Below are 21,447 nucleotides of genomic sequence, written 5' to 3' on the forward strand. Positions count from 1 at the left end.
GGTCAAGTCGGGGTGTTCGATCCTCTGGGGGGAGACTACCCAGCGCCTCGTACAGTGCGGGCATGAGCGATCGCACGGTGCTGCATGTGAAGGGGCGCGTCCTTGTGGGGCCCGAGGACGTACGGGACGAACTGTGGGCGGTCGAGGGGCGGATCACCTACGAGCGGCCACCGGGCGAGGCCGTCACCGTGACCGGCTGGGTGCTGCCCGGCCTGGTCGACGCGCACTGCCATGTCGGCCTCGACCAGCACGGGCCGGTCTCCGACGAGGTCAGCGAGAAGCAGGCCCTGACCGACCGCGAGGCCGGCACCCTGCTGATCCGCGACGCGGGCTCGCCGTCGGACACCCGCTGGGTCGACGACCGCGCGGACCTGCCGAAGATCATCAGGGCGGGCCGGCACATCGCCCGCACCCGCCGCTACATCCGCAACTACGCCCATGAGATCGAGCCGGGCGACCTCGTCGCCTACGTCGCGCGCGAGGCGCGGCGCGGCGACGGCTGGGTCAAGCTGGTCGGCGACTGGATCGACCGGGACGCCGGCGACCTGGCCGCGTGCTGGCCGCGCGGCGAGGTCGAGGCCGCGATCGCCGAGGCCCACCGCCTAGGCGCCCGCGTCACCGCACACTGCTTCGCCGAGGACTCGCTCAGGGACCTGGTCGAGGCGGGCATCGACTGCATCGAGCACGCCACCGGGCTGACCGAGGACACCATTCCGCTCTTCGCCGAGCGGGGCGTGGCGATCGTGCCGACGCTGGTCAACATCGCCACGTTCCCGCACATGGCGGACGGCGGGGAGGCCAAGTTCCCCGACTGGGCCGCCCATATGCGGCGGTTGTACGAGCGCCGTTACGACACGGTGCGTTCGGCCCACGACGCCGGGGTGCCCGTGTTCGTCGGCACGGACGCGGGGGGTTCGCTCGCGCACGGCCTGGTCGCCGCCGAGGTCGCGGAACTCGTCAAGGCCGGCATCCCCGCGCTCGACGCGCTCTCCGCGACGGCCTGGGGGGCCCGGGCCTGGCTCGGGCGCCCCGCCCTGGAGGAGGGCGCACCGGCCGACCTGGTGGTCTACGACCAGGACCCCCGCGCGGACGTCCGCCTGCTCGCGGCGCCGAGCCGGATCGTGCTCAACGGGCGGATCGTGGGCTGATCGACGTCGATAGTCGGCGGGCAGATGGCAGATGGCAGGTGGCAGGCGACTCGCCGTGGTTGTGGCCCGGGCGTCTTCCGGTTGACCCGCCGTTACGCCTGGGGCCGCCGGGTCGTTGGACGCCTTTACGCGCACGCCGGGGTGATGGGGCGGCGTACGGGGTGCGGCCCGGTGCCGGGGGTGACGGGAGGGAACGCCCGTGTCGGAAGAATCGAAAATGGGAGCGGAAACCACCCTTTGGGATGAACTGGCGTCGTGTGACGGCCAGTTCACTCTCCGTGCGTAAAGATGCGGTGTCCCAAGTCGCCGGTGCGCCCCTCGATTCGCAGGAGTCCCACGAGTCCCCGTGGCGGGCGCCCGGCCAGCCATGTCTCCTGTGGGGGTTCCACCATTGTGAACAGCAACACCTTCTGCCTGCCCGCGAATGGTCCGGTCGTCCGCCCGGCTCTGCGCCGCTCCGCCGCGATCGCGGCCACCGTGGCACTGGCCGCCGGGCCACTGCTGCTCGCCGCGCCCGCCGGGGCCACCGGCGTCGAGGGCGACGGCGGTGGCCGGGCGAGCGCCGTCGTGCTGCGCACCGGGCTCGACGTCTCCCTGCTCAACAAGGCGATCGACGTGCCGCTCAAGGCCACGCTGAACCAGGTGCGGGCGCCGGCCAGCGCGGAGAAGACCGCGCTGACCGTGAAGCTGGACGGGGTCGACGCGGGGCAGCCCGTCAACGTACTGAAGGCGGACGTGGCCACGGCCCGCGCGAGCGTCGACGCGAACAAGGCGCAGGGCTCGACCCGGCTCGTCAACGCCCGGCTCCATCTGCCCGGTCTGCCGCTGCTCTCCCTCGTCGAGGTGGGCGAGGTGACGTCGAGCGCGGTCTGCGAGGCGGGTCGCGCGCCGGTCGCCAAGTCGAATGTGCTGGGCGCGGTGACCGTGCTCGGCAAGAAGGTCACCCTGTCGTCGGGCGGCACCACGCGGGTGACGGTGCCCGGCGTCGGCGAGGTCGCCCTCGACCTCTCGAAGGCCACGACCACCTCGCGGACCGCCGCGGCCGTCGCCCTCCAGCTCAAGGTCTCGGTCAACCCGCTCCACCTGAACGTCGCCGACGTCACGGGCGAGGTCACTCTCGCCGAGGCGACCTGCCAGACGCCGAAGGGGTCGCCGGACGTGCCGGACGCGCCCGCGAAACCTGAGCCGGGTGCGGTCGTGGCCGGCCCGGACAAGGGGCCCGTCGAGACGGCGGTGAAGACGCAGAGCGTTGCCGATACGACATTGGCGTCGACCGGGGGGAGTTCGGCGACGCCGTACCTTGTGGGCGGGGCGGCGGTGTTGCTCGTGGGGGGTGCGGGGGTTCTTGTGCTGATGCGGCGTGGGCGGGGTGAGCGGGGCTGAGGTTTTGGGGGCCGGGGGGGGCCGGGTTGTGACCCCGGCCCCCCTCCGGCCCCGGCCCCCGTGCGGGCCCTTCGTCTGCGGCCCTGGTCCGCATGCGGGCCTTTCGTCTGCGGCCCTGGCTCCGCGGGGCCCCTTCGTCTGCGGGCCGTGGGGGCTGGTTGCGCAGTTCCCCGCGCCCCTCAAACCCGTTTTCGTCTGCGGGCCGTGGGGGCTGGTCGCGCAGTTCCCCGCGCCCCTGAACCCGTTTTCGTCTGCGGACCGTGGGGGGCTGGTTGCGCAGTTCCTCGCGCCCCTCAAACCCGTTTTCGTCTGCGGGCCGTGGGGGCTGGTTGCGCAGTTCCTCGCGCCCCTCAAACCCGTTTTCGTCTGCGGGCCGTGGGGGGCTGGTTGCGCAGTTCCTCGCGCCCCTCAAACCCGTTTTCGTCCGCGGACCGTGCGGGGCTGGTCGCGCAGTTCCCTGCGCCCCTCAAACCCGCTTTCGTCTGCGGACCGTGGGGGGGCTGGTTGCGCAGTTTCCGCCGTGCTGGTCAGGCCTCGGCGAGGATCAGGGCCTGGTCCAGGGCCTGGAGGAAGCGGTTGGTGGTGGTGCGGTCGCGTACCGCGAGTCTCAGCCACTCGGGGTCCAGCCCGGGGAAGGTGTCGCCGCGGCGGGCCGCGAAGCCCAGTCCGCGCAGTCGCCTGCGCACCTCGGCCGCGCCCTTGATCCGTACGAGAACGAACGGTCCTTCGGCCCGCTCGACCGCGGTCACCTCGTCGAACTCGGCCAGCCCGGCCAGCAGATGGGCCCGGTCCTCGGCGATCTGCGCCGCGGCCGCCTCGGCTTCGGCCAGCGCGGCCGGCTCCATGCACGCGGCCGCTGCGACCAGCGCCGGGGCCGACACCGGCCACAGCGGCTGGGCCCGCTGGAGGGCCGCGACTGTCTCCGGTTCGCCCAGGACGTAGCCGATCCGCAGCCCGGCCAGGCCCCACGTCTTGGTCAGGCTGCGCAGGACGAGGAGGCCGGGCAGATCGGTGCGGCCCGCCAGCGCCTCGCGTTCACCCGGCACCGCGTCCATGAACGCCTCGTCGACCACCAACGTCCGCCCGGGGCGAGCGAGTTGGGCCAGGGTCGCGGCCGGGTGCAGTACGGACGTCGGGTTGGTCGGGTTGCCGACCACGACCAGATCGGCCTCGTCGGGAACGGCGCCGGGGTCGAGCCGGAAGCCGTCCTCGGCCCGCAGCAGCACGCGCCGCACCTCGTGCCCGGCATCCCGCAGCGCCGCCTCCGGTTCGGTGAACTGGGGGTGCACGACCACAGGGTGACAGAACGTCAGGGCGCGGGCGACGAGGACGAACGCCTCTGCCGCGCCCGCCGTCACCAGCACCCGCTCCACGGTGACACCGTGCCGCGCCGCCACCGCCGCGCGGGCCGCCCGCCCGTCCGGATAGGCGGCAAGCCCGGTCAGCGAGCCGGCGATCCGCTCGCGCAGCCAGGCCGGGGGAGTGCCGGTGCGTACATTGACCGCGAGATCGATCAGCTCGCCGCCGTCGTCGCGTACCTCGGCGTCACCGTGGTGGCGCAGATCGTGCGGGGCCTCGGTGGTGGGGATGGACATGGCTTCCTCGCTCCTGGTGGGGGGTCCGTCTCGCCCGTCGGCGTACGGCCGGAGGTGGGGTCGACGTACGATCGCACACGTCGCCATCGCGGCACGGCCCGCGGCCCACGACTTCCGCTTGGGCACGAGCAGTTCACCGCCCTCGGCGAGCGCCGCCGCCTCGGCCACGGACGGGGTGCCGACCGCGGCCAGGGTGGTCTCGCAGCCGTGCGGCACCACGACGCCCGCGAGCTCACCGGCGCCGTACGCGAGGACCGGGACCCCCAGCCGCGCGGCGGCCTCCACGATCCCGGGCTCGCGCGCCTTGGTGTCGAGGGTGGCCAGCGCGGCCACCGCGCCCGGATCGAGCCTCGCATCCGACAACGCCGTACCGATCAGCGTGAGCACTTCCCGGGCCGAGACGCCCTTGGAGGCGCCGACACCCACGACGAGGCACGCCCGGGCGCCACGCGGGGCCGCGGCGGCTGTGCCGGGGGCGGAGCCGGGGCCGGGGTCGGGGCCGGAGCCGGGGCCGGGGCCGGAGCCGGGGCCGGAGCCGGGGTCGGTGGATGCCATGCCGGGGGTCCTCTCAGGGCGCCGGCGGGGCGAGGAGTGGACATGCGGAGTACGCGCACCGTCGGCTAGCAAGGGCGCATGGCGGTAATCGTCGCGCTCGGCGCGTTCCTGATGACCCTGGTCGGCGGCTGGACCGCCAACCGGGTCACCGACCGGCGCCACCTGGTGCTCGGACTCGCCGGTGGGCTCATGCTCGGCGTGGTCGGGCTCGACCTGCTGCCGGAGGCCCTGGACGCGGCCGGGCAGGATCTCTACGGGGTGCCGCGGGCGCTGCTCCTGTTCGTGGGCGGCTTCCTCTTCGCCCATGTCGTCGAGCGGGTGCTCGCGGTGCGCCAGGCGTCCCACGGAGCGGGCGAACACCGGGCGCCGCAGGTGGGCATCACGGTCGCGTCCGCGATGGTGGGGCACAGCCTGATGGACGGCATCGCGATCGGCGCCGCCTTCCAGGTGGGCGCCGGCATGGGCGTGGCGGTGGCCCTCGCCGTCATCACCCACGACTTCGCCGACGGCTTCAACACGTACACGATCACCAGCCTGTACGGGAACGAGAAGCGCAAGGCGGTCGCGATGCTGTTGGCCGACGCGCTGGCCCCGATGGCGGGGGCCGCCTCGACCCTGCTGTTCACCCTTCCGGAGCAGCTGCTCGGCAGCTATCTGGGGTTCTTCGCCGGCGTGCTGCTCTACCTGGCGGCCGCCGAGATCCTTCCCGAGGCCCACCACGAGCACCCCGCCCTTTCGACGCTGCTCTTCACCGTCGCGGGCGTGGGGTTCATCTGGCTGGTGGTGGGCGTCGCCGGCTGAGGACGTCACCGGGCGCAGCCCTCGGCGAACCGGCGGGCCACCTCCGGGCGGGCCGCCCAGTGCGTGTGCAGATAGCTCGCGTGCACGCCGCCCTGTACGAAGCCCTCGACGCGGCGCTCGGGGTGCACGATGCCCCACGCCGGGTCCTCGCCCGCGCCCGGCTCGATGACGGTGCGGTGGAACTCGTGGCCGCGCATGCGGGTGCCGGCGACGGCCAGGCTGTTGTCCCGCACCGCCACCGCCTCCCGGTAGCCGAGGGTGAGGCGGTTCGACATCCGGGCTTCGGCGTCGAGCACGCCGCACATGGGCTGCCCGTCGAGGGAGCGGGTCAGATAGAGCAGGCCCGCGCACTCGGCGGCGACCGGCGCCCCCGACCGGGCGAGCTCGGCCACGGCCTTGCGGAGCCGTTCGTTGGCCGACAGCTCGGCCGCGTACACCTCGGGGAAGCCGCCGCCTATCACCAACCCGCTTGTTCCGTCGGGTAGTTGCTCGTCCTTGAGCGGGTCGAAGGTGACCACCTCCGCGCCGGCGGCGCTGAGCAGTTCGGGGTGCTCGGCGTAGGAGAACGTGAACGCGGGCCCGCCGGCGACGGCGATCACGGGCCGCTGCGCGGAGCCGTTCCCCACCCCGCCCCTTCCCGAACCGGAGGCTCTGCCCCAGGACTCCCGCTCCTCAAACGCCGGAGGGGCTGGATGCGACGGAGCCCCGGTCCCGGTCGCGGCCCCGGTTGCGGCCCCGGCGTCCGGGGCGGGGCCCAGTGCCGGCTCCCACGCCTTTGTCCCCAACGGCGGAGCCGACCGCGCCAGGGCCAGGAGGGCGTCCAGGTCGCAGCCCGCCCGCACCTGTTCGCCCATCGCCGCCACCGCGTCGAGCGCGTCCGTACGCCGCTCCGCGACCGGGACCAGGCCCAGGTGGCGGGAGGGGGTGTCGACCTGGGGGGCGCGGCGCAGGGCGCCGAGGACCGGGATGCCCACGTCCTCCATCGCCTCGCGAAGCAGCGCCTCGTGCCGGTCCGAGCCGACCTTGTTGAGGATCACGCCCCCGATGCGCACGTCGGGGTCCCACGACGCGAAGCCGTGGACCAGGGCGGCCACCGACCGCGACTGCGAGGACGCGTCCACCACGAGCACCACGGGCGCGCGCAGCAGCTTGGCCACCTGCGCGGTGGAGGCCAGTTCACCGAGGCCGCTCGCGCCGTCGTACAGGCCCATCACGCCCTCGACCACCGCGAGGTCGCAGCCGCGCGCCCCGTGCGCGAACAGCGGGGCGATCAGCTCGGGCCCGCACATGTACGCGTCGAGGTTGCGGCCGGGCCTTCCCGTCGCGAGCGCGTGGTAGCCGGGGTCGATGTAGTCGGGGCCCACCTTGTGCGGGGACACGGCGAGCCCGGACCGGGCGAACGCGGCCATCAGGCCGGTCGCCACGGTGGTCTTGCCGCTGCCCGACGCGGGGGCCGCGATGACGAGACGTGCTACCACTCGATGCCCCGCTGGCCCTTCTGGCCGGCGTCCATCGGGTGCTTGACCTTGGACATGTCGGTGACCAGATCCGCGTACTCCACCAGCTGCTCGGGGGCGTTGCGGCCGGTGATGACGACGTGCTGGGTGCCGGGCCGGTCGCGCAGCACCGAGACGACCTCGTCCACGTCGACCCAGCCCCAGTGCAGCAGATAGGCGAACTCGTCGAGCACGTAGAACTTGTACGTCTCGGCCGCCAGGTCGCGCTTGACCTGCTCCCAGCCCTCGCGAGCCTTCTCCTCGTGGGTCGGCTCGCCCTCGGCGGTCTCGCGCTGGATCCACGACCAGCCCTCGCCCATCTTGTGCCAGTCGACGAGCCCGCCCTCGCCGGACGCCCCGAGCACCTTCAGCGCGTTCTCCTCGCCGACCTTCCACTTCGCCGACTTCACGAACTGGAACACCCCGATGGGCCAGCCCTGGTTCCAGGCGCGCAGCGCCATCCCGAACGCGGCCGTCGACTTCCCCTTGCCGACGCCCGTGTGCACCATCACCAGGTGCCTGTTGCGGCGCTGACGTGTCGTCAGACCGTCCTCGGGTACGACACTGACCTGTCCCTGCGGCATTAAGCGGCCCTCCTCGAAGTTCCCTGGACATCCTTGACGAGACCGGCGATGGAATCCGCCCGCAGCTCGTCCAACGTGACGGCGCCGCCGCCGAGTTCACGCGCGAGCTCACCGGCGAGCCCGAGCCGCACCATCCCCGACTCGCAGTCCACCACCACCGACGCGGTGCCCTCGGCCGCGTGCAGCCGGGCCGCCCGCCCGGCGAGCGCCACCGGCTCGGGGCCGCCCGTCGCACGGCCGTCGGTGACGACCACGAGCAGCGGACGCCGCGACGGGTCGCGAAGGCGCTCCACGCGCAGTACGTCATGGGCCTTGAGCAGGCCCGCCGCGAGCGGGGTGCGCCCTCCGGTCGGCAGTGTTTCGAGCCGGGCCGCGGCCGCGTCCACCGACGAGGTGGGCGGAAGCGCCAGCTCGGCCTCCTTGCCGCGGAAGGTGATCAGGCCGACCTTGTCACGGCGCTGGTAGGCGTCGAGGAGCAGCGAGAGCACCGCGCCCTTGACCGCGCTCATCCGCTGCCGCGCCGCCATCGACCCGGACGCGTCCACCACGAAGAGCACGAGGTTGCCCTCGCGGCCCTCGCGGGTGGCCTGGCGCAGATCGTCGCGGCGTACGACAAGACCCCGGCCGGAGCGTCCGCGTACCCGCTGGTGCGGGGCGGCGGCCTGCACCGTCGCCGTCAAGTGGAGCTTGGTGAGCGCCCCTTGGGGGCGGCGCGAACCGGTGGTGCGGCCGTGGTCGGTGCGGGCCCGCGAGCGCCGGCCCGCCGCGCCCTCGCCGAGCCCGGGCACGCTCAGCATCTTCGTGCGGAACGGCTCGGCGGCCTTCACCGCGGCGCGCTCACCCGGGCCGCCCGGCGCGGGGGCCGCGGGCGGCTCCACCGCGTCGGAGGATTCCGGGGACTCGGCCGGTCCGGACTCGGCGGGCGACTGCGGGGACTCGGAGGACTCGGGGGACTCCGGGGAGTTGCCCTGCGGCGGCACCCCGCCGCCCCCGCCACCGCCTCCGGGGCCCTCGGGGTCCGGGTCCGGATCGTCGTCGCCCTCGGCGCCCTCGTTGCCCTGGAACTGCTCCAGGGTCTCGTCGAGCTTGTCCTGGTCGAGGCCCGGCGCGTCGAACGGGTTGCGCCTGCGGCGGTGCGGCAGCGCGAGCAGCGCGGCCTGCCGGACGTCGTCGCTCGTCACCTCGGTGCGGCCCGCCCACGCGGCGAGCGCGGTCGCGGTGCGTGCCATCACGATGTCGGCGCGCATGCCGTCGACCTCGAACGCGGCGCAGGTCGCGGCGATCTGGAGAAGCACCGCGTCGCCGAGCACGACCGAGGGCAGCAACTCCCGTGCCGACACGATGCGTTGGCGCAGCGCGTCCTCGTCGTCGGCCCAGCGCGCGGCGAACGCCGCCGGGTCGTCGTCGTGGGCGAGACGGCGGCGCACCACCTCGACGCGCTGCTCGGGCTCGCGCGAGGCGGCGACCTCGACGGTCAGGCCGAACCGGTCGAGCAACTGCGGCCGCAGCTCGCCCTCTTCGGGGTTCATCGTGCCCACCAGCAGGAACCGCGCGGCGTGCCGCACCGAGACGCCCTCGCGCTCGACGTAGGACGAGCCCATCGCGGCGGCGTCGAGCAGCAGGTCGATGAGGTGGTCGTGGAGCAGGTTGACCTCGTCGACGTACAGGATGCCGCGGTGGGCGTCGGCGAGCAGGCCCGGCTCGAAGGCCTTCACGCCCTCGCCGAGTGCCCGCTCGATGTCGAGCGCGCCCACCAGACGGTCCTCGGAGGCGCCGACCGGCAGCTCGACCATCCGTGCGGGACGGGCGCCGCACGGCCCGCTCTCGTGCGGCCCGTCCGGGCACTGGGCGTCGGGCGCCGCCGGGTCACAGCTGAACCGGCAGCCCGGCACGACCGCGACCGCGGGCAGCAGATCAGCGAGCGCCCGAACGGCGGTGCTCTTGGCGGTGCCCTTCTCACCCCGGACGAGGACGCCGCCCACCGCCGGGCTGACGGCGTTCAGGAGCAGCGCGAGGCGCAGGTCGTCCATGCCGACGACGGCCGTGAACGGATACCGGGTGCTCATGTGCCGATGTCTCCTTCGAGTAGTGCTGTACGCGGCGGGCGGGCGGGGGTGGTCATGGGGCCCCCGGCGGGATGAACGGCAGCCCGGCGGGCGGGCCCTGCTCGATCAGCCGCAGCAGGGCGTCGGTGTCCGCGTGTTCTTCGATCAGGTCGCCGAGCCGGTCGAGCTGTTCCTCGCGCAGCACACCGAACGAGGTGTCGGGCGCGGGCACGAACCGGCGGCCCGCGTCCGTCGCGACCTGCGCGAGGAAGCGCCGCCGGAACGCGTCGCTCTCCAGGGAGCCGTGCCAGTGGGTGCCCCAGACCGGGCCGACCCGGCACCCGTCCAAGAAGGGCTCCCCGCCCAGGACTTCGGCCACGCCATGGTGGATCTCGTACCCCTCGACGCGCTCGCCGAGCGCCGTGCCGACCGGCCGCGCCAGGGTCTTCTCGGCGGCGAACCGCACCCGCACCGGCAGCAGGCCCAGGCCAGCCACCGATCCGGCCTTCGACTCGACGTCGTCCTCGATGTGCTCGCCGAGCAGCTGGAACCCGCCGCAGATGCCGAGCACCGGGCGGCCTTCGGCGGCCCTGCGCGCGAGCGCCGCCGCGAGGCCGCGCTCGCGCAGCCACGCGAGGGCGCGGACGGTGCCGCGTGTGCCCGGCACCACCACGAGGTCGGCGTCGGCCAGCTCCTCGGGCCGGTCGACGAACCGCACGACCACACCGGGCTCGGCCGCCAGCGCGTCCACGTCGGTGAAGTTGGACATCAGCGGCACCGCGCACACCGCGACCCGCAGCACGTCCTCGCCGACCGGTGGCGCCACCACGGACTCCCGTACGGCGCCGCGCATCGACACCCTGAGCCCGTCCTCCTCGTCGATGCCGAGGCCGTGGGCGTAGGGGAGGATCCCGTAGGTGTGCCGGCCGGTGAGGCCGCGCAGCATCTCGATGCCGGGCTCCAGGAGCGACACGTCGCCCCGGAACTTGTTGACGACGTACCCGGCGACCAGCGCCTGGTCCTCGGGGCTGAGCAGCGCCGTCGTCCCGAAGAAGGAGGCGAACACCCCGCCGCGGTCGATGTCGCCGACCACCACGACGGGCAGCCGCGCGGCCCGCGCGATGCCCATGTTGACGATGTCGGTGCGCCGCAGATTGATCTCGGCCGGGCTGCCCGCCCCCTCGCAGATCACGGCGTCATACGTGCCCCGAAGCTCCTCAAGGCACTCCAGGACGGTGCCGAGCAGCGCCTCCCGGCCGCGTCCGCCCAGTGCCTCGCCCGAGGACGGGCCCGCGGAGCCGAAGAACCCGCGGGCGCTCAGCTCGCCCACCGGCTTGCCCATGAGGACGACCTGGCTGGAGCGGTCGCTGCCCGGCTTGAGCAGCACCGGGTTCATGAGCGCGCTGGGCTCCACGCGCGCCGCCTGCGCCTGCATCGCCTGCGCCCGGCCGATCTCCGCGCCCTCCCGCGTGACGAACGAGTTCAGCGACATGTTCTGCCCCTTGAACGGCGCGACCTTCACGCCCCGGCGCACCAGCCAGCGACAGATGCCGGCCGTGACGACGCTCTTGCCCGCGTCCGACGTCGTGCCCGCGATCAGCAGCCCGCCACCCATGTACGTCCCTTTCTCACAGCGGCCCTCGTGGCGACGGCGGTGGCCAGCGTCAGCCAGCCCACCGTGCGCGAGAGCCGTACCGCCCGTTCGATGTCGGCGACCGCGACCGGCCGCCCCCGCGCGTTCAGGACCGGCCGGTGCTCGACGCGTCCCGCGTAGGACAGCGTGCCGCCGAGCCGCACGCCGAGTGCGCCCGCGAAGGAGGCTTCGACCGGGCCGGCGTTGGGGCTCGGGTGTTGTGCGGCGTCGGCGCGCCAGGCCCGTACCGCGCCCTTGGTGTCCGGTCCCGCGAGCGCGGCCAGGGCCGCGGTGAGCCGGGCGCCGGGCCAGCCCGCCACATCGTCCAGACGTGCCGAAGCCCAGCCGTATCTGCGGTACTTGACCGACTTGTGACCGATCATCGCGTCCAGCGTGTTGACCGCGCGGAAGCCCACGAGGCCCGGCACGCCCGCGAGCGCGCCCCACACCAGAGCGCCGACGACGGCGTCCGAGGTGTTCTCGGCGACCGACTCGACCACGGCCCGCGCGATGCCGTCGCTGTCCAGGGACTGCGGGTCGCGCCCGCACAGATGCGGAAGGCGCTCCCGCGCCACCTCGATGTCGCCCGCCGCCAGTGCGCCGCCGATCGCCCGCGCCTCGCGGCCGAGCGACGTGCCGCCCACCACCGACCAGGTGGCGGCGGCGGTCAGCGCGACGCTCGCGGCGGGACGGCATCGCAGGGCTCGGGAGGCGAGGGCCGCGGTGGCCGCGGCGCCGCCCGCGCACACGATCGTGTGCAGCGCGCCCCAGCCGCGGTGGTCGCGCCACAGGGCGCGCTCGACGGCGCCCGCCGCCCGGCCGAACGCGGCGACCGGATGGCCGCGGCGCGGGTCGCCGAGCAGGAGGTCGCCGATGAGACCGGCCGTGGCGCCGTAGGCGAAGGTGCGATCGGCCCGCATCCGCTCAGCCCGCCAGGGCGTCGCGGGAAGGACCGGAAAGTCTGGGCAGGCAGGCGCGCATGGCGGTATGTCCTCACTCAGGGTGTCCGCGCCCTGGTTCGACGTGACCGGCGGCGAGAGTTCCTGGCTCACGGGGATCGCTCCCCGGTGACAGTGGCGGGACCGCGCCGGATTCTCACCGGCTTCCTCTTCTGCCGCCGTAGCTGGCCGGTGCAGTCCACCACGCTGTGAGAACAGCCGTCAACTTGCTGTTGACCTGCGGCGCGAGAGCGTGCCCTGGCGCACGGAAAACCGCCCCGCGGCAGGAGCCGAAGGGCGGTTCACCGGGTGCCCGTGGGTCAGGCGACGATCAGATGGATCCCGTACGCCACGGCCGCCGCGCAGAGCGCGAAGCAGGCGTACGCGGTGGTGCGGGCCACGAGCACATGGCCCGATCCCGAGGCCGCGGCCTCCCGCTTGGTGAGGCCGACGATGCCGACGGTGAACAGGCCCACCAGGCCGACGGTCACCGCGAGGCTTACGCCGAAGACGGAGCCGAGAGCCGCCCAGTCGATGCGCATGAGGATTCCTTACCTGTACCTGGTCAGTGCCTGGTCAGACCGCAGCCGGGGTGGGCGGGTCCGCGGGGGCCACCGGGGCCGGGGCCTGGATCGTGGCCCTGAGGTCGGTGGACGCGACGGCGATGCCGGTCGGCGGCGGGCTGACCGCGGCGATCGCGGTGGTGATGACACCGGCGGGCTCGGCCGCGGGGGCCTCGTCGATCTCGTCGGCGGTGACGTTGTGCCGGTCGACCGGCTGGCGGCGCGACAGCTTCCAGATGGTGCCCGAGCCGGCGATCAGGAGAAGGGCGACGGCGGCGATGCCCCAGGCGCCCTGCCGGGTGAGGAATTCCGCGCCCGCACCGACGACGGCGGCGGCCGGCAGCGTCAGGACCCAGGCGACGGCCATCCGGGTCGCGGTGGACCAGCGGACCACCCCGCCCTTGCGGCCGAGGCCCGCGCCCATGACCGAGCCGGAGCAGACCTGGGTGGTGGAGAGCGAGAAGCCGAGGTGCGAGGAGGCGAGGATGACGGTGGCGGCGCCGGTCTGGGCGGCGAAGCCCTGCGGCGGCCGGAGCTCGGTCAGGCCCTTGCCCATGGTGCGGATGATGCGCCAGCCGCCGATGTAGGTGCCCATCGCGATGGCGAGGCCGGCCGAGACGATGACCCACAGCGGGGGGTTCGCACCCGGGCTCAGGACACCGCCGGTGACCAGGGCGAGGGTGATGATGCCCATCGTCTTCTGGGCGTCGTTGGTGCCGTGGGCGAGCGAGACGAGCCCGGCCGAGGCGATCTGGCCGGCGCGGTAGCCCTTCGCGGTGGCCTTCTCGTCGGTGTTCCGGTTGATCCGGTAGGTGAGCCGGGTGGCCAGCATCGAGGCGATGCCCGCGACGACCGGCGCGGCGACGGCGGGGAGCAGCACCTTGGTGACGACGGTGGAACCGTTGACCGAGGACCAGCCGGCCGACATGACCGCGGCGCCGATGAGACCGCCGAACAGGGCGTGCGAGGAGCTGGAGGGCAGCCCGAGCAGCCAGGTCAGCAGGTTCCAGAGGATGGCACCGACCAGGGCCGCGAAGATGACCTCGGTCCGGATGCCTTTCTCGTCGATGATGCCGCCGGAGATCGTCTTGGCGACCTCCACCGACAGGAACGCGCCGACCAGGTTGAGCGCGGCGGACAGGGCGACCGCGGCTTTGGGCTTCAGGGCGCCGGTCGAGATGGTGGTGGCCATCGCGTTGGCGGTGTCGTGGAAACCGTTCGTGAAATCGAACACTAGAGCTGTCACGATCACAATCGCGAGCAGCAGCGTGATGTGTTCCATTTACCCAGGCAATCGTTCGACGTCAGTGTCGGGACGAACGTAAGTAACCTGAATGAACGGAAGATGAACTGAGGCGGGCGTCACGGTGTATGTAGGCGCGTCCGGGGCACATCACCCCGCCGCGAACCGCTTCAGCTGCGCAAAAGTCCCATTGAAGAGATTCTGGTCACCCGGCAGGGGGCCGCTTCCGTTGTCGTGCTGCCAGAGCGTCCAGTACGACCAGCCCGCGGGCAGCGCGCCCGGAGCGGTGGCGTACCGGGCCAGCCACAGGGGATGGCCGGCGGCGAAGGCGCGGCTGTGGCCGGTGCAGGCGTTCCACCAGGCCGTGCTCGTGTAGATCACCGGACGGCGGCCGGTGCGCAGCCGCACCTCGTCGCTGAACCCGGTGATCCAGGCGGCCATCGCGGCGGGGCTCAGCCCGTAGCAGGTGTCGCCGCTGCCGCCGTTGGCCTCCTTGCCGTACGGGTTGTGCTCCAGGTCGACCGCGGGCGGCAAGGTCCAGCCGTCGGCCCGCCAGCCACCCCCGTTCGCCACGAAGAAGGCGGCCTGCGCGCGGCCGGTGGACTGGTCGGGCACCGCGAAGTGATAGGCCCCGCGGATCAGACCCGCCCGGCGCGCGCCGGCGTACTGCTGCCCGAAGTAGGGGTTGCGGTACGTCGTGGACTCCGTCGCCTTCACGTACACGAAGGTGGCGCCGCGGCTCCTCGCGGCCGCCCAGTCGACGCTCCCCTGGTGCGAGGAGACGTCGTGTCCGGCCGGCTTGCCCGCGGCCGCCGCGGCGGGCAGCGCCGTGAGCGCCGTACAGCCGAGCGCCAGGGCCGCGAGCAGGGCCCCGAGCGTGGCCCCGATCGAGGCCCGCGCGCCGGTCCTGCGGGGGAGCGGACCGCGGTCCCGAGCCATGGGTTCTTCCTCGGATGTGTCGGATGCGTCGGATGCGGGTGTACGGGACAAAACACCGCGAGGCTAGTGGACGATCCACCCCCGATTCCCCACGCGGGGCCGCCGCCCTGGAAGGATCAACCGCATGAGCGACAACGAGGCGGCCATCGCCGGGGCATGGGCCGAACTGACCGCCACCGCACGCAGGACCGCCACCGAAGGCCTGGTCGTCGGCACCTCGGGCAATGTGTCGGTACGCGTGGGCGAAACCATCCTCATCACCCCCACCGGCGTCCCCTACGACCGTCTCGGTCCCGCCGACACGGTCGCCGTCGACCTCGAAGGCCACCAGGTCCTTGGCACCCTGCGGCCCACCAGCGAACTGCCGATGCACCTCGCCGTGTACCGCAGCACCGACGCCCGCGCCGTCGTCCACACCCACGCCGTGCACGCCACCGCCGTGTCCACCCTGGTGCCCGAACTGCCCCTGGTCCACTACATGGCGGCCGCCCTCGGCGGACCGGTCCGCGTCGCCCCCTACGCCCTGTACGGGAGCGAGGAGTTGGCCGGGAACATGCTGAGGGCGCTGGAGGGCCGCACCGGATGCCTGCTCCAGAACCACGGAACCGTCACGTACGGAAACAGCCTCGCGCAGGCCTACGACCGCACCGCCCAGCTGGAGTGGATGTGCCGGCTCTGGCTCACCGCCGCGGCCCTGCCCGGCCGCGCCCCGTCCCTGCTCAGCGCCGCCCAGCTCGACGAGGCGGCCCAGCGGTTGCGCGGCTACGGACAGCCCTAGGGGGTGTCTGGTGGATCATGGCCGGGGGTGCGGCGCCTGGCACGGCACCTCGCGGCGTTGCCGAAACGCCCCGATAGCTCCGCTATCACGACGTTCCGGCGCCTTGCGATGCACCGCACCAGGCGCCGCACCCTGACCGACCCTGATCCACCAGACACCCCCCAGGTCGTGTCTTCGAAGTGGCGTCGTCCGCCCGTAGGGCGGGGCCGGCGGGCCAGGGCCGCGCTCGCCTGCGCCGGTGATCTCCCGTCCCGCCCGGCCCCGCCCACTGGCACACCGGCGGTTCGACCCCGAGACTGGACAGGTGCGCCCCGCTACCAAGACGGCCGCAGCCGTCACCACACTCATCGGCGTCGGCGCGGCAGCGGTCCTCGCCGGACGCTTCGCCAGCGCCGCCGCCCTCAAGGCGCCGCCGGGCCGCCCGCTGCCCGCCGACCGCCGGCTGACCGTGCACGCCGCGGAACCCGGCCGCGTCACCCTGACCCGCTCACTCGCGGCACTGCGCCCGGGAACGTACGGGCTGACGGGCGACGGCGTCCACGCCGTCGTCGGTGACGTCCTGGACACGGCCCCGCACACCGCCGACACGGTCGTACGCCGCCTCGAACGGGTCACCCACGGCGTCCTCACGGCGGGGGACCGCGTCGCGCTCACCCCTCAGGTCCACCACGGCACCCCGGGCACCGCCCTCGGCATCGAGTACCGGGACGTCGAGATCCCGGGCGAACTCGGCCCGCTGCCCGCCTGGTTGGCGCCCGCCGTCCGCACCACCTGGGTGATCGCCGTGCACGGCCTCGGCACCACCCGCGAACACCCCCTGAACGTCCTGGAGTTCCTGCACCGCCAGCAGCTCCCGGTGCTCTCCCTCGCCTACCGCGGCGACGAGGGCGCGCCCCGCTCCCCGGAAGGTCTGGGCCACCTGGGCGACTCCGAGTGGCGCGACCTCGACGCCGCGATCCGCTACGCCCTGCGCTCGGGCGCCCAGAACGTCATCCTGCACGGCTGGTCCACCGGCGCCACGATGGCGCTGCGCGCCGCCGCCCACTGCGCCCAGCGCGAACGCATCAGCGGCATCGTTCTGGACTCTCCGGTGCTGGACTGGGAGTTCACCCTGCGCGCCCTCGCCGCGGCCCGCCGCACCCCCGGCCCCCTGCTGCCGCTCGCCGTCCGGGCCGCCCAGGGCCGCACCGGGCTGCACGGCGACCGCCTGCGGGAAGCCATCGACCCCGGCGCCCTGCGCGTCCCGACGCTGCTCTTCCACGGCCCCGACGACACGCTCGCCCCCTGGGGACCGTCCCGCCAACTCGCCGACCGGCGCCCGGAACTGATCACGCTGCACACCGTCCCGCACGCCCCCCACGCCGCGATGTGGAACGCCGACCCGGCCGGCTACGAAGAAACCCTGCGCCGCTTCCTCACCCCCCTCATGTGACGCGGCCGGCCGCCCGGCCACACCAGGCACAGCCATTCCGTTTGGGTGACCGGCCGAGCGGCGAGGCCACGCCCCCGCGGGGTGGCCCCTGGCGTCACGCGGCTCCCTTCGCCGCCGGAGCAACAGAAACGGCCGATTCCGTTTGGGCTCGCGGGCGGTCGACGACCGGCATCCTGCCGGGCAACCGCCCCGGGCCCCTCGCCCGCCCCCACCGCCCCGGCGGTGACGGGCGTGGCCGATTCCGTTTGGGCTTTCGGGCAGTGAGCGGGAAGACTGCATGCGTGACGTCCCGGAAGCCTGAAGAGAAGTTGCCGCGCGACTCCAGACTGCGGCTTGTCCGCGCTCCGCACCCGATGCAGGCCCGGCCCCTCGCGGCCGCCCGCAGGGCCGTGTCCGAGCGGCGTACCCGGTCGGCGCCCCGGCCGCCCGCTGGCACCCCGGCCGCCGGCGAACTGGCCCGCCAGGCCAGAGCGGTGCTCGCCGACGCCGAACGCGTGGCCCGCTGGACCGATGCCGAGCGGGCCGGCGGCGCCTCCGGGCCCGGCCGGGCGGGGCCGCTTCCCGCTCAGGTCACCCAGCGGGCCGCCGACGCACTGGGCCTGACCCCCGCTCAGGTGCGCGCGGCCTGGGACCGGGCCCGCCTCGCCGGGCTCGTCGAGCTGCACGGCGCGACGGTGCGCCCCGGCTGGCGCCTGCGCGCCTGGGACCGGGACGACGCCGCCGTCCTGCGCGGCTGGGTCGCCCTGTTCGACGCCTGGTCCCTCATCCACCCCGCCCCCGCCGGCATCGCGCCCACCGCGGTCGCCGAGGTCGTCGAGGCCGTCCCCCAGGTGCTCTCGCTCCTCCAGCTCTCCAACGGGCCCGTCCTCGTGCCGGCCCTGCTCGACCTCCTCGAACAGCGGGTCGCCGAACTGCGCGAAGAGCGGTGCGAGGTCCCCTACGGCCCCGACTCCGACCCGGTGTCGCCGCCCGACGCCGATCCGTTGTCCCTGCCCGGCCCCGACGCGGTGTCCCCGCCCGCCCCGGACGCGGTGTCCCCGCCCGATCCCGCCCTGCTTTCGCCGCTGCTTCCGCACCTCCTCGACTGGGCCCTCGCCGGCCTGGCCGCCGTCGGCGCGCTCGTCCTCGGCGAGGGCCAGGCCACCTTGACGCCGCTCGGCAACTGGGCGGTCTGGGTCAAACTGGAGCAGATCTGCGTCGCCGCGCAGAGCCCGGCCGGCAACATCGAGCGGCCCGCGGAGGACATGCTGCGCGGCTGCGCGGGCCTCACTCCGGGCCCGGCCCGCGCCGAGTACCGGGCCTGGACCGCCGCCCGCACCGTGGGCAGTGCGGTCACCGAACTCCTCGACGTCGCCCGCGGCGACGACGCCCTGCTGCGCGGCCTCGCCTTCGAGGCGCTGCGCGTGGTGGGCGCCCCCGCCGAGGCGGAGGTGCGCGCCGCCGTCACGGAGACCTGCCTGCGCCCCTACGCCCTGCTGTGGCTCGCCGAGCACGAGGGCGGCGACCCCGAGGACGTCCTGGGAGTCCTGTCCCGGGAGGACTCGACATGGCTGTGGGTCGACACGGCCGCCGCCGTCGCCGACCACGGCGAGAGCGAACTGCTGGTACGCCATCTCGACTCGGCGGTGCAGGGCACGGTCCCCGCGCTGCTCGACGAGGTACGGGCCGTCGGGCACCCGCGCACCGTGCAGGTCCTGGTCGCCCTGGCCGCGGCGCACCCCGACCCGGCCCTGGCCAAGGCGGTCCGCCGCGCCGCGTTCCAGGTGCACACCGGCTCCGCATAGCAACGCGCGTAGCGACGCCCCGCCCGCCCGCGGGCAGGGCGTCCCACGCCGTGGTTCTTCCCCGAAGCGTCGAGCTGTTCGACGCTGAGCAACACGTAGGTCAGACCTGGCCGAGGTCGATCTCCACGCGGAAGGGGGCAACTGCCTTGAGGGCGCCGGTGAACACCTCTCCGTCCCGGTACGTCCGCGTCGCAGGGTCGAGAACGTAGGTGTACACGAGAGGAACGCCCGTCGCGGCCTGCTCGATCCGCCAGTAGAAGCCGATGCCCGCCTTGGCGTACTGGTCGACCTTCACGATCCGGTCGGTGGTCTCCGAGCCCGGCGACACCACCTCCGCGACCAGGAGCACGTGCTCAGGACGGGTGGGGGTGATGTCGATCGTGTCCGCGCGGTACACGACCACGTCCGGGCGGCGATTGGTGAGCGGGACGTCCTGAAGCCGGACATCGAAGTCCGTGTCCGCGTTCCACTCCGGGCCCGCGGCCGCGTCGAGGGCGTTCGCCAGAATCCGCGCCGGCCGGTTGTGCCGTTTGGACGCACTCGGGCTCACGACGACCATCCCGTCCACGATCTCGATACCGGCGCACTGCTCCTCGGACCAGGACGCGTACTCCTCCGCCGTGATCTGCTCATGCATCCATGCCGGGGCCACCATCTCGGCCGTCACGAAGCACCTCCCGGGCACTGTGCGCGGGCCCGATCCCGCTGGGTTCAGCGTACTGTCTGCCGTCCGTCCGGCTCGCTGATCCCGCCCCCCCGCCCCCTCGGCCGGGCGCAGCCCCGCCCCTCCTACTCCCCGCCCCCCGGCGCATACGTGCCGAAGCTCCACACGTTGCCCTCCGCGTCCCTCGCCATGTAGTCCCGCGAGCCGTAGTCCTGGTCCGTCGGCTCCATCAGGATCTCCGCGCCCTGCTCGGCGGCGCGCTTGTGGTGCGCGTCCACATCGCTCACCACCACGTACACCCCCACCGGGCCGCCGTTGGCCATCGTCCGCGCGAACAGGCCCTCGCGGCCCTTGGAGCCGAGCATCACCACGCCCGTCCCGTACGACAGCTCGGCGTGCATCACGCTGCCGTCCTCCGCCTCGTACGCACACACCTCCGTGAAGCCGAAGGCATCCTTGAGCTGGCGGATCGCCGCTTTCGCGTCGTTGTAGAGAATCGTGGGGCACACGCTCATACCGATCACCCTTTCCGCGTCCAAGCCGCTGACTGTGACCTGGCTCTCAGTCTCGCACCCGGCACTGACAACACCTCCTCCCGCCGCACGTCAGCGCGCGAAGGTGTCGCAGCGGGCCATGTCGCCCGTCCGGTAGCCGGTGGAGAACCACTGCCCGCGCTGCTGCGCCGAGCCGTGCGTCCAGGTCTCCGGGGTGACCCGGCCCTGGAACTTCTCCTGGATGCGGTCGTCGCCCACCGCGGCCGCCGCGTCCAGGCCGTCCTTGATGTCCTGGTCGTCGAGCCGGGCGAGCAGCGGCCGGCCGGTCGCCCTGTCCGGGGTAGTCGTCGCGTGCCGCGCCCACACCCCGGCGTAGCAGTCCGCCTGCAACTCCACCCGCACCGCGTCGCTGCCCGCGCCCCGCTGCCCGTTCTGCGCCTTGCGCAGGGTGCCCATCAGGTTCTGGACGTGGTGCCCGTACTCGTGCGCCACCACGTACGCCTGCGCGAAGGGACCGCCGCTTGAGCCGAACGTGGTGCGCAGCTCGTCGAAGAACCCGAGATCGAGATAGACCTGCCGGTCGCCGGGACAGTAGAAGGGCCCGACCGCCGATGTGGCAGTCCCGCACGCGGTGTTGACGCGCCCGGTGAAGAGCACGGTCCGGGCGGGGGAGTACGTGCCGTTGCGGCGCGGGAAAGCCTGGCTCCAGTAGTCCTGCACGCTGTTGACCACCGCGACGGCCCGGCAGTCCTCCTTGGTGTTGGCGTCCGAGCCGGTACGGCAGCTCTGGTTCACCTGGGTCCCCGACGACGAACGCGCGCCCGGCGTGGTGTCGCCCGACGACAGCCCCAGCTCTTCGGGCCCCACCCCGAAGAACAGGCCGAGCAGCAGCGCGAGGAGACCGACGATGCCGCCGCCGACCGTGGCACGCCCGCCGGGAACCCGGCTGCCCCGCACATCCTTGACCTCGGACGTGTCCAGATCGGCGTCGTCGTCGAACTGCATGCGGCGTACCACCTCGTGTCCCACCGGGGCCGCGCGCGGGACACTCCGCCCGCGCTGAAAGGGCGGTGTCGGGTGACCGCCCCGCAGCCGGCCCTCACCCCGCGTATCGAAAAGGTCACCCCGAGTATGAGACAGGTCCTGGCGTCACGCCCGTTTTCTCACCCCGGCCGCCCCCTCGGCGCGTCATGCCCCGCACGCGCCCCGCCCGCACCGCCTTCACCCTGGTTCCCACCCCGCAGGGCAGCGACCTCCCCGGTGAGCGGCCTGCGGACGGTGGCGGAAACCGGGTTGCGGAGCCCAGTTAGAATTGACCCCATGGCAATTCTCCTTGTGCATTAGGCGGCGTCGACCTCCACGCACTGCCGTC

The 21,447-nt window shown here is 73.6% G+C and carries 18 protein-coding genes and 1 riboswitch; of the genes, 6 read left to right on the forward strand and 12 right to left on the reverse strand.

Features of this window, described 5'->3' with window-relative positions; genetic code table 11:
- Positions 1–62 precede the first annotated feature (62 nt).
- On the forward strand, positions 63–1,148 hold the full coding sequence (locus ACGFW5_RS29845; RefSeq protein WP_393837423.1) for an amidohydrolase family protein: 1,086 nt from the start codon (positions 63–65) through the stop codon (positions 1,146–1,148).
- Positions 1,149–1,541: 393 nt separating this feature from the next.
- On the forward strand, positions 1,542–2,531 hold the full coding sequence (locus ACGFW5_RS29850) for an SCO1860 family LAETG-anchored protein (RefSeq protein WP_393837424.1): 990 nt from the start codon (positions 1,542–1,544) through the stop codon (positions 2,529–2,531).
- Between the two features lie 527 nt (positions 2,532–3,058).
- On the opposite strand, the gene cobC is transcribed toward ACGFW5_RS29850, so the two are convergent.
- Complete coding sequence (cobC, locus tag ACGFW5_RS29855) at positions 3,059–4,681, reverse strand: Rv2231c family pyridoxal phosphate-dependent protein CobC (RefSeq protein ID WP_393837425.1); 1,623 nt, start codon at positions 4,679–4,681, stop codon at positions 3,059–3,061.
- A 78-nt stretch (positions 4,682–4,759) separates the two neighbouring features.
- Between cobC and ACGFW5_RS29860 the strand changes: the two genes are divergently transcribed.
- Positions 4,760–5,482: a ZIP family metal transporter gene (locus tag ACGFW5_RS29860; RefSeq protein WP_393837426.1), complete on the forward strand. Its 723-nt coding sequence runs from the start codon at positions 4,760–4,762 to the stop codon at positions 5,480–5,482.
- Between the two features lie 5 nt (positions 5,483–5,487).
- Here the strand turns inward: ACGFW5_RS29860 and ACGFW5_RS29865 are convergent, their stop codons facing one another.
- From ACGFW5_RS29865 to ACGFW5_RS29900, 8 genes are all read right to left on the reverse strand, one after another.
- Positions 5,488–6,960 carry a cobyrinate a,c-diamide synthase gene (locus ACGFW5_RS29865; RefSeq protein WP_393837427.1) on the reverse strand — a complete coding sequence of 491 codons (1,473 nt, stop codon included), beginning with the start codon at positions 6,958–6,960 and terminating at the stop codon, positions 5,488–5,490.
- Positions 6,954–7,562 carry a cob(I)yrinic acid a,c-diamide adenosyltransferase gene (cobO, locus tag ACGFW5_RS29870; protein ID WP_362723456.1) on the reverse strand — a complete coding sequence of 203 codons (609 nt, stop codon included), beginning with the start codon at positions 7,560–7,562 and terminating at the stop codon, positions 6,954–6,956. Before cobO ends, ACGFW5_RS29865 begins: the two co-directional genes overlap by 7 nt.
- Entirely contained in the window at positions 7,562–9,628 is a 2,067-nt protein-coding gene (locus tag ACGFW5_RS29875) for a putative cobaltochelatase (RefSeq protein ID WP_393837428.1), read from the reverse strand. Before ACGFW5_RS29875 ends, cobO begins: the two co-directional genes overlap by 1 nt.
- 52 nt (positions 9,629–9,680) lie before the next feature.
- Complete coding sequence (locus ACGFW5_RS29880) at positions 9,681–11,222, reverse strand: cobyric acid synthase (RefSeq protein ID WP_393837429.1); 1,542 nt, start codon at positions 11,220–11,222, stop codon at positions 9,681–9,683.
- Positions 11,204–12,160 carry a cobalamin biosynthesis protein gene (locus ACGFW5_RS29885; protein WP_393837477.1) on the reverse strand — a complete coding sequence of 319 codons (957 nt, stop codon included), beginning with the start codon at positions 12,158–12,160 and terminating at the stop codon, positions 11,204–11,206. The genes ACGFW5_RS29880 and ACGFW5_RS29885 overlap by 19 nt, the downstream gene beginning before the upstream one ends.
- 96 nt (positions 12,161–12,256) lie before the next feature.
- Positions 12,257–12,398, reverse strand: a riboswitch (cobalamin riboswitch).
- A 100-nt stretch (positions 12,399–12,498) separates the two neighbouring features.
- The gene (locus tag ACGFW5_RS29890) at positions 12,499–12,720 is read right to left on the reverse strand and encodes a hypothetical protein (RefSeq protein ID WP_393837430.1); all 222 of its coding nucleotides are present in this window, start codon (positions 12,718–12,720) and stop codon (positions 12,499–12,501) included.
- A 34-nt stretch (positions 12,721–12,754) separates the two neighbouring features.
- A complete protein-coding gene (locus ACGFW5_RS29895) occupies positions 12,755–14,023 on the reverse strand; it encodes an anion permease (protein WP_393837431.1) in 1,269 nt (422 codons plus the stop codon).
- Between the two features lie 111 nt (positions 14,024–14,134).
- Positions 14,135–14,923 (reverse strand): lysozyme, encoded by a 789-nt coding sequence (locus tag ACGFW5_RS29900; RefSeq protein ID WP_393837432.1) that lies wholly within the window; start codon positions 14,921–14,923, stop codon positions 14,135–14,137.
- 124 nt (positions 14,924–15,047) lie between these two features.
- On the opposite strand from ACGFW5_RS29900, the gene ACGFW5_RS29905 reads away from it, so the two are divergent.
- From ACGFW5_RS29905 to ACGFW5_RS29915, 3 genes are all read left to right on the forward strand, one after another.
- Positions 15,048–15,701 (forward strand): class II aldolase/adducin family protein, encoded by a 654-nt coding sequence (locus ACGFW5_RS29905; protein WP_393837433.1) that lies wholly within the window; start codon positions 15,048–15,050, stop codon positions 15,699–15,701.
- Between the two features lie 304 nt (positions 15,702–16,005).
- Positions 16,006–17,133 (forward strand): hypothetical protein, encoded by a 1,128-nt coding sequence (locus ACGFW5_RS29910; RefSeq protein WP_393837434.1) that lies wholly within the window; start codon positions 16,006–16,008, stop codon positions 17,131–17,133.
- A gap of 353 nt (positions 17,134–17,486) precedes the next feature.
- A complete protein-coding gene (locus tag ACGFW5_RS29915; RefSeq protein WP_393837478.1) occupies positions 17,487–18,917 on the forward strand; it encodes a hypothetical protein in 1,431 nt (476 codons plus the stop codon).
- 100 nt (positions 18,918–19,017) lie between these two features.
- Here ACGFW5_RS29915 and ACGFW5_RS29920 read toward each other — a convergent pair whose 3' ends face one another.
- From ACGFW5_RS29920 to ACGFW5_RS29930, 3 genes are all read right to left on the reverse strand, one after another.
- A complete protein-coding gene (locus ACGFW5_RS29920) occupies positions 19,018–19,584 on the reverse strand; it encodes a Uma2 family endonuclease (protein ID WP_393837435.1) in 567 nt (188 codons plus the stop codon).
- A gap of 122 nt (positions 19,585–19,706) precedes the next feature.
- Complete coding sequence (locus ACGFW5_RS29925) at positions 19,707–20,096, reverse strand: VOC family protein (protein ID WP_393837436.1); 390 nt, start codon at positions 20,094–20,096, stop codon at positions 19,707–19,709.
- 90 nt (positions 20,097–20,186) lie between these two features.
- Positions 20,187–21,080 carry a neutral zinc metallopeptidase gene (locus tag ACGFW5_RS29930; RefSeq protein WP_393837437.1) on the reverse strand — a complete coding sequence of 298 codons (894 nt, stop codon included), beginning with the start codon at positions 21,078–21,080 and terminating at the stop codon, positions 20,187–20,189.
- Between the last annotated feature and the right edge of the window lie 367 nt (positions 21,081–21,447).

This window comes from Streptomyces sp. NPDC048416 (assembly GCF_043200435.1).
Classification (GTDB): Bacteria; Actinomycetota; Actinomycetes; order Streptomycetales; family Streptomycetaceae; genus Streptomyces.

Bases quoted from the DNA above. Each gene is read 5' to 3' on its own strand.
- ACGFW5_RS29845 (WP_393837423.1), top strand. From the start codon at position 63: ATGAGCGATCGCACGGTGCTGCATGTGAAGGGGCGCGTCCTTGTGGGG.
- cobC (WP_393837425.1), bottom strand. From the start codon at position 4,681: ATGGCATCCACCGACCCCGGCTCCGGCCCCGGCTCCGGCCCCGGCCCC.
- ACGFW5_RS29860 (WP_393837426.1), top strand. From the start codon at position 4,760: ATGGCGGTAATCGTCGCGCTCGGCGCGTTCCTGATGACCCTGGTCGGC.
- cobO (WP_362723456.1), bottom strand. From the start codon at position 7,562: ATGCCGCAGGGACAGGTCAGTGTCGTACCCGAGGACGGTCTGACGACA.
- ACGFW5_RS29875 (WP_393837428.1), bottom strand. From the start codon at position 9,628: ATGAGCACCCGGTATCCGTTCACGGCCGTCGTCGGCATGGACGACCTG.
- ACGFW5_RS29880 (WP_393837429.1), bottom strand. From the start codon at position 11,222: ATGGGTGGCGGGCTGCTGATCGCGGGCACGACGTCGGACGCGGGCAAG.
- ACGFW5_RS29885 (WP_393837477.1), bottom strand. From the start codon at position 12,160: ATGCGGGCCGATCGCACCTTCGCCTACGGCGCCACGGCCGGTCTCATC.
- ACGFW5_RS29890 (WP_393837430.1), bottom strand. From the start codon at position 12,720: ATGCGCATCGACTGGGCGGCTCTCGGCTCCGTCTTCGGCGTAAGCCTC.
- ACGFW5_RS29895 (WP_393837431.1), bottom strand. From the start codon at position 14,023: ATGGAACACATCACGCTGCTGCTCGCGATTGTGATCGTGACAGCTCTA.
- ACGFW5_RS29900 (WP_393837432.1), bottom strand. From the start codon at position 14,923: ATGGCTCGGGACCGCGGTCCGCTCCCCCGCAGGACCGGCGCGCGGGCC.
- ACGFW5_RS29905 (WP_393837433.1), top strand. From the start codon at position 15,048: ATGAGCGACAACGAGGCGGCCATCGCCGGGGCATGGGCCGAACTGACC.
- ACGFW5_RS29915 (WP_393837478.1), top strand. From the start codon at position 17,487: ATGCAGGCCCGGCCCCTCGCGGCCGCCCGCAGGGCCGTGTCCGAGCGG.
- ACGFW5_RS29925 (WP_393837436.1), bottom strand. From the start codon at position 20,096: ATGAGCGTGTGCCCCACGATTCTCTACAACGACGCGAAAGCGGCGATC.
- ACGFW5_RS29930 (WP_393837437.1), bottom strand. From the start codon at position 21,080: ATGCAGTTCGACGACGACGCCGATCTGGACACGTCCGAGGTCAAGGAT.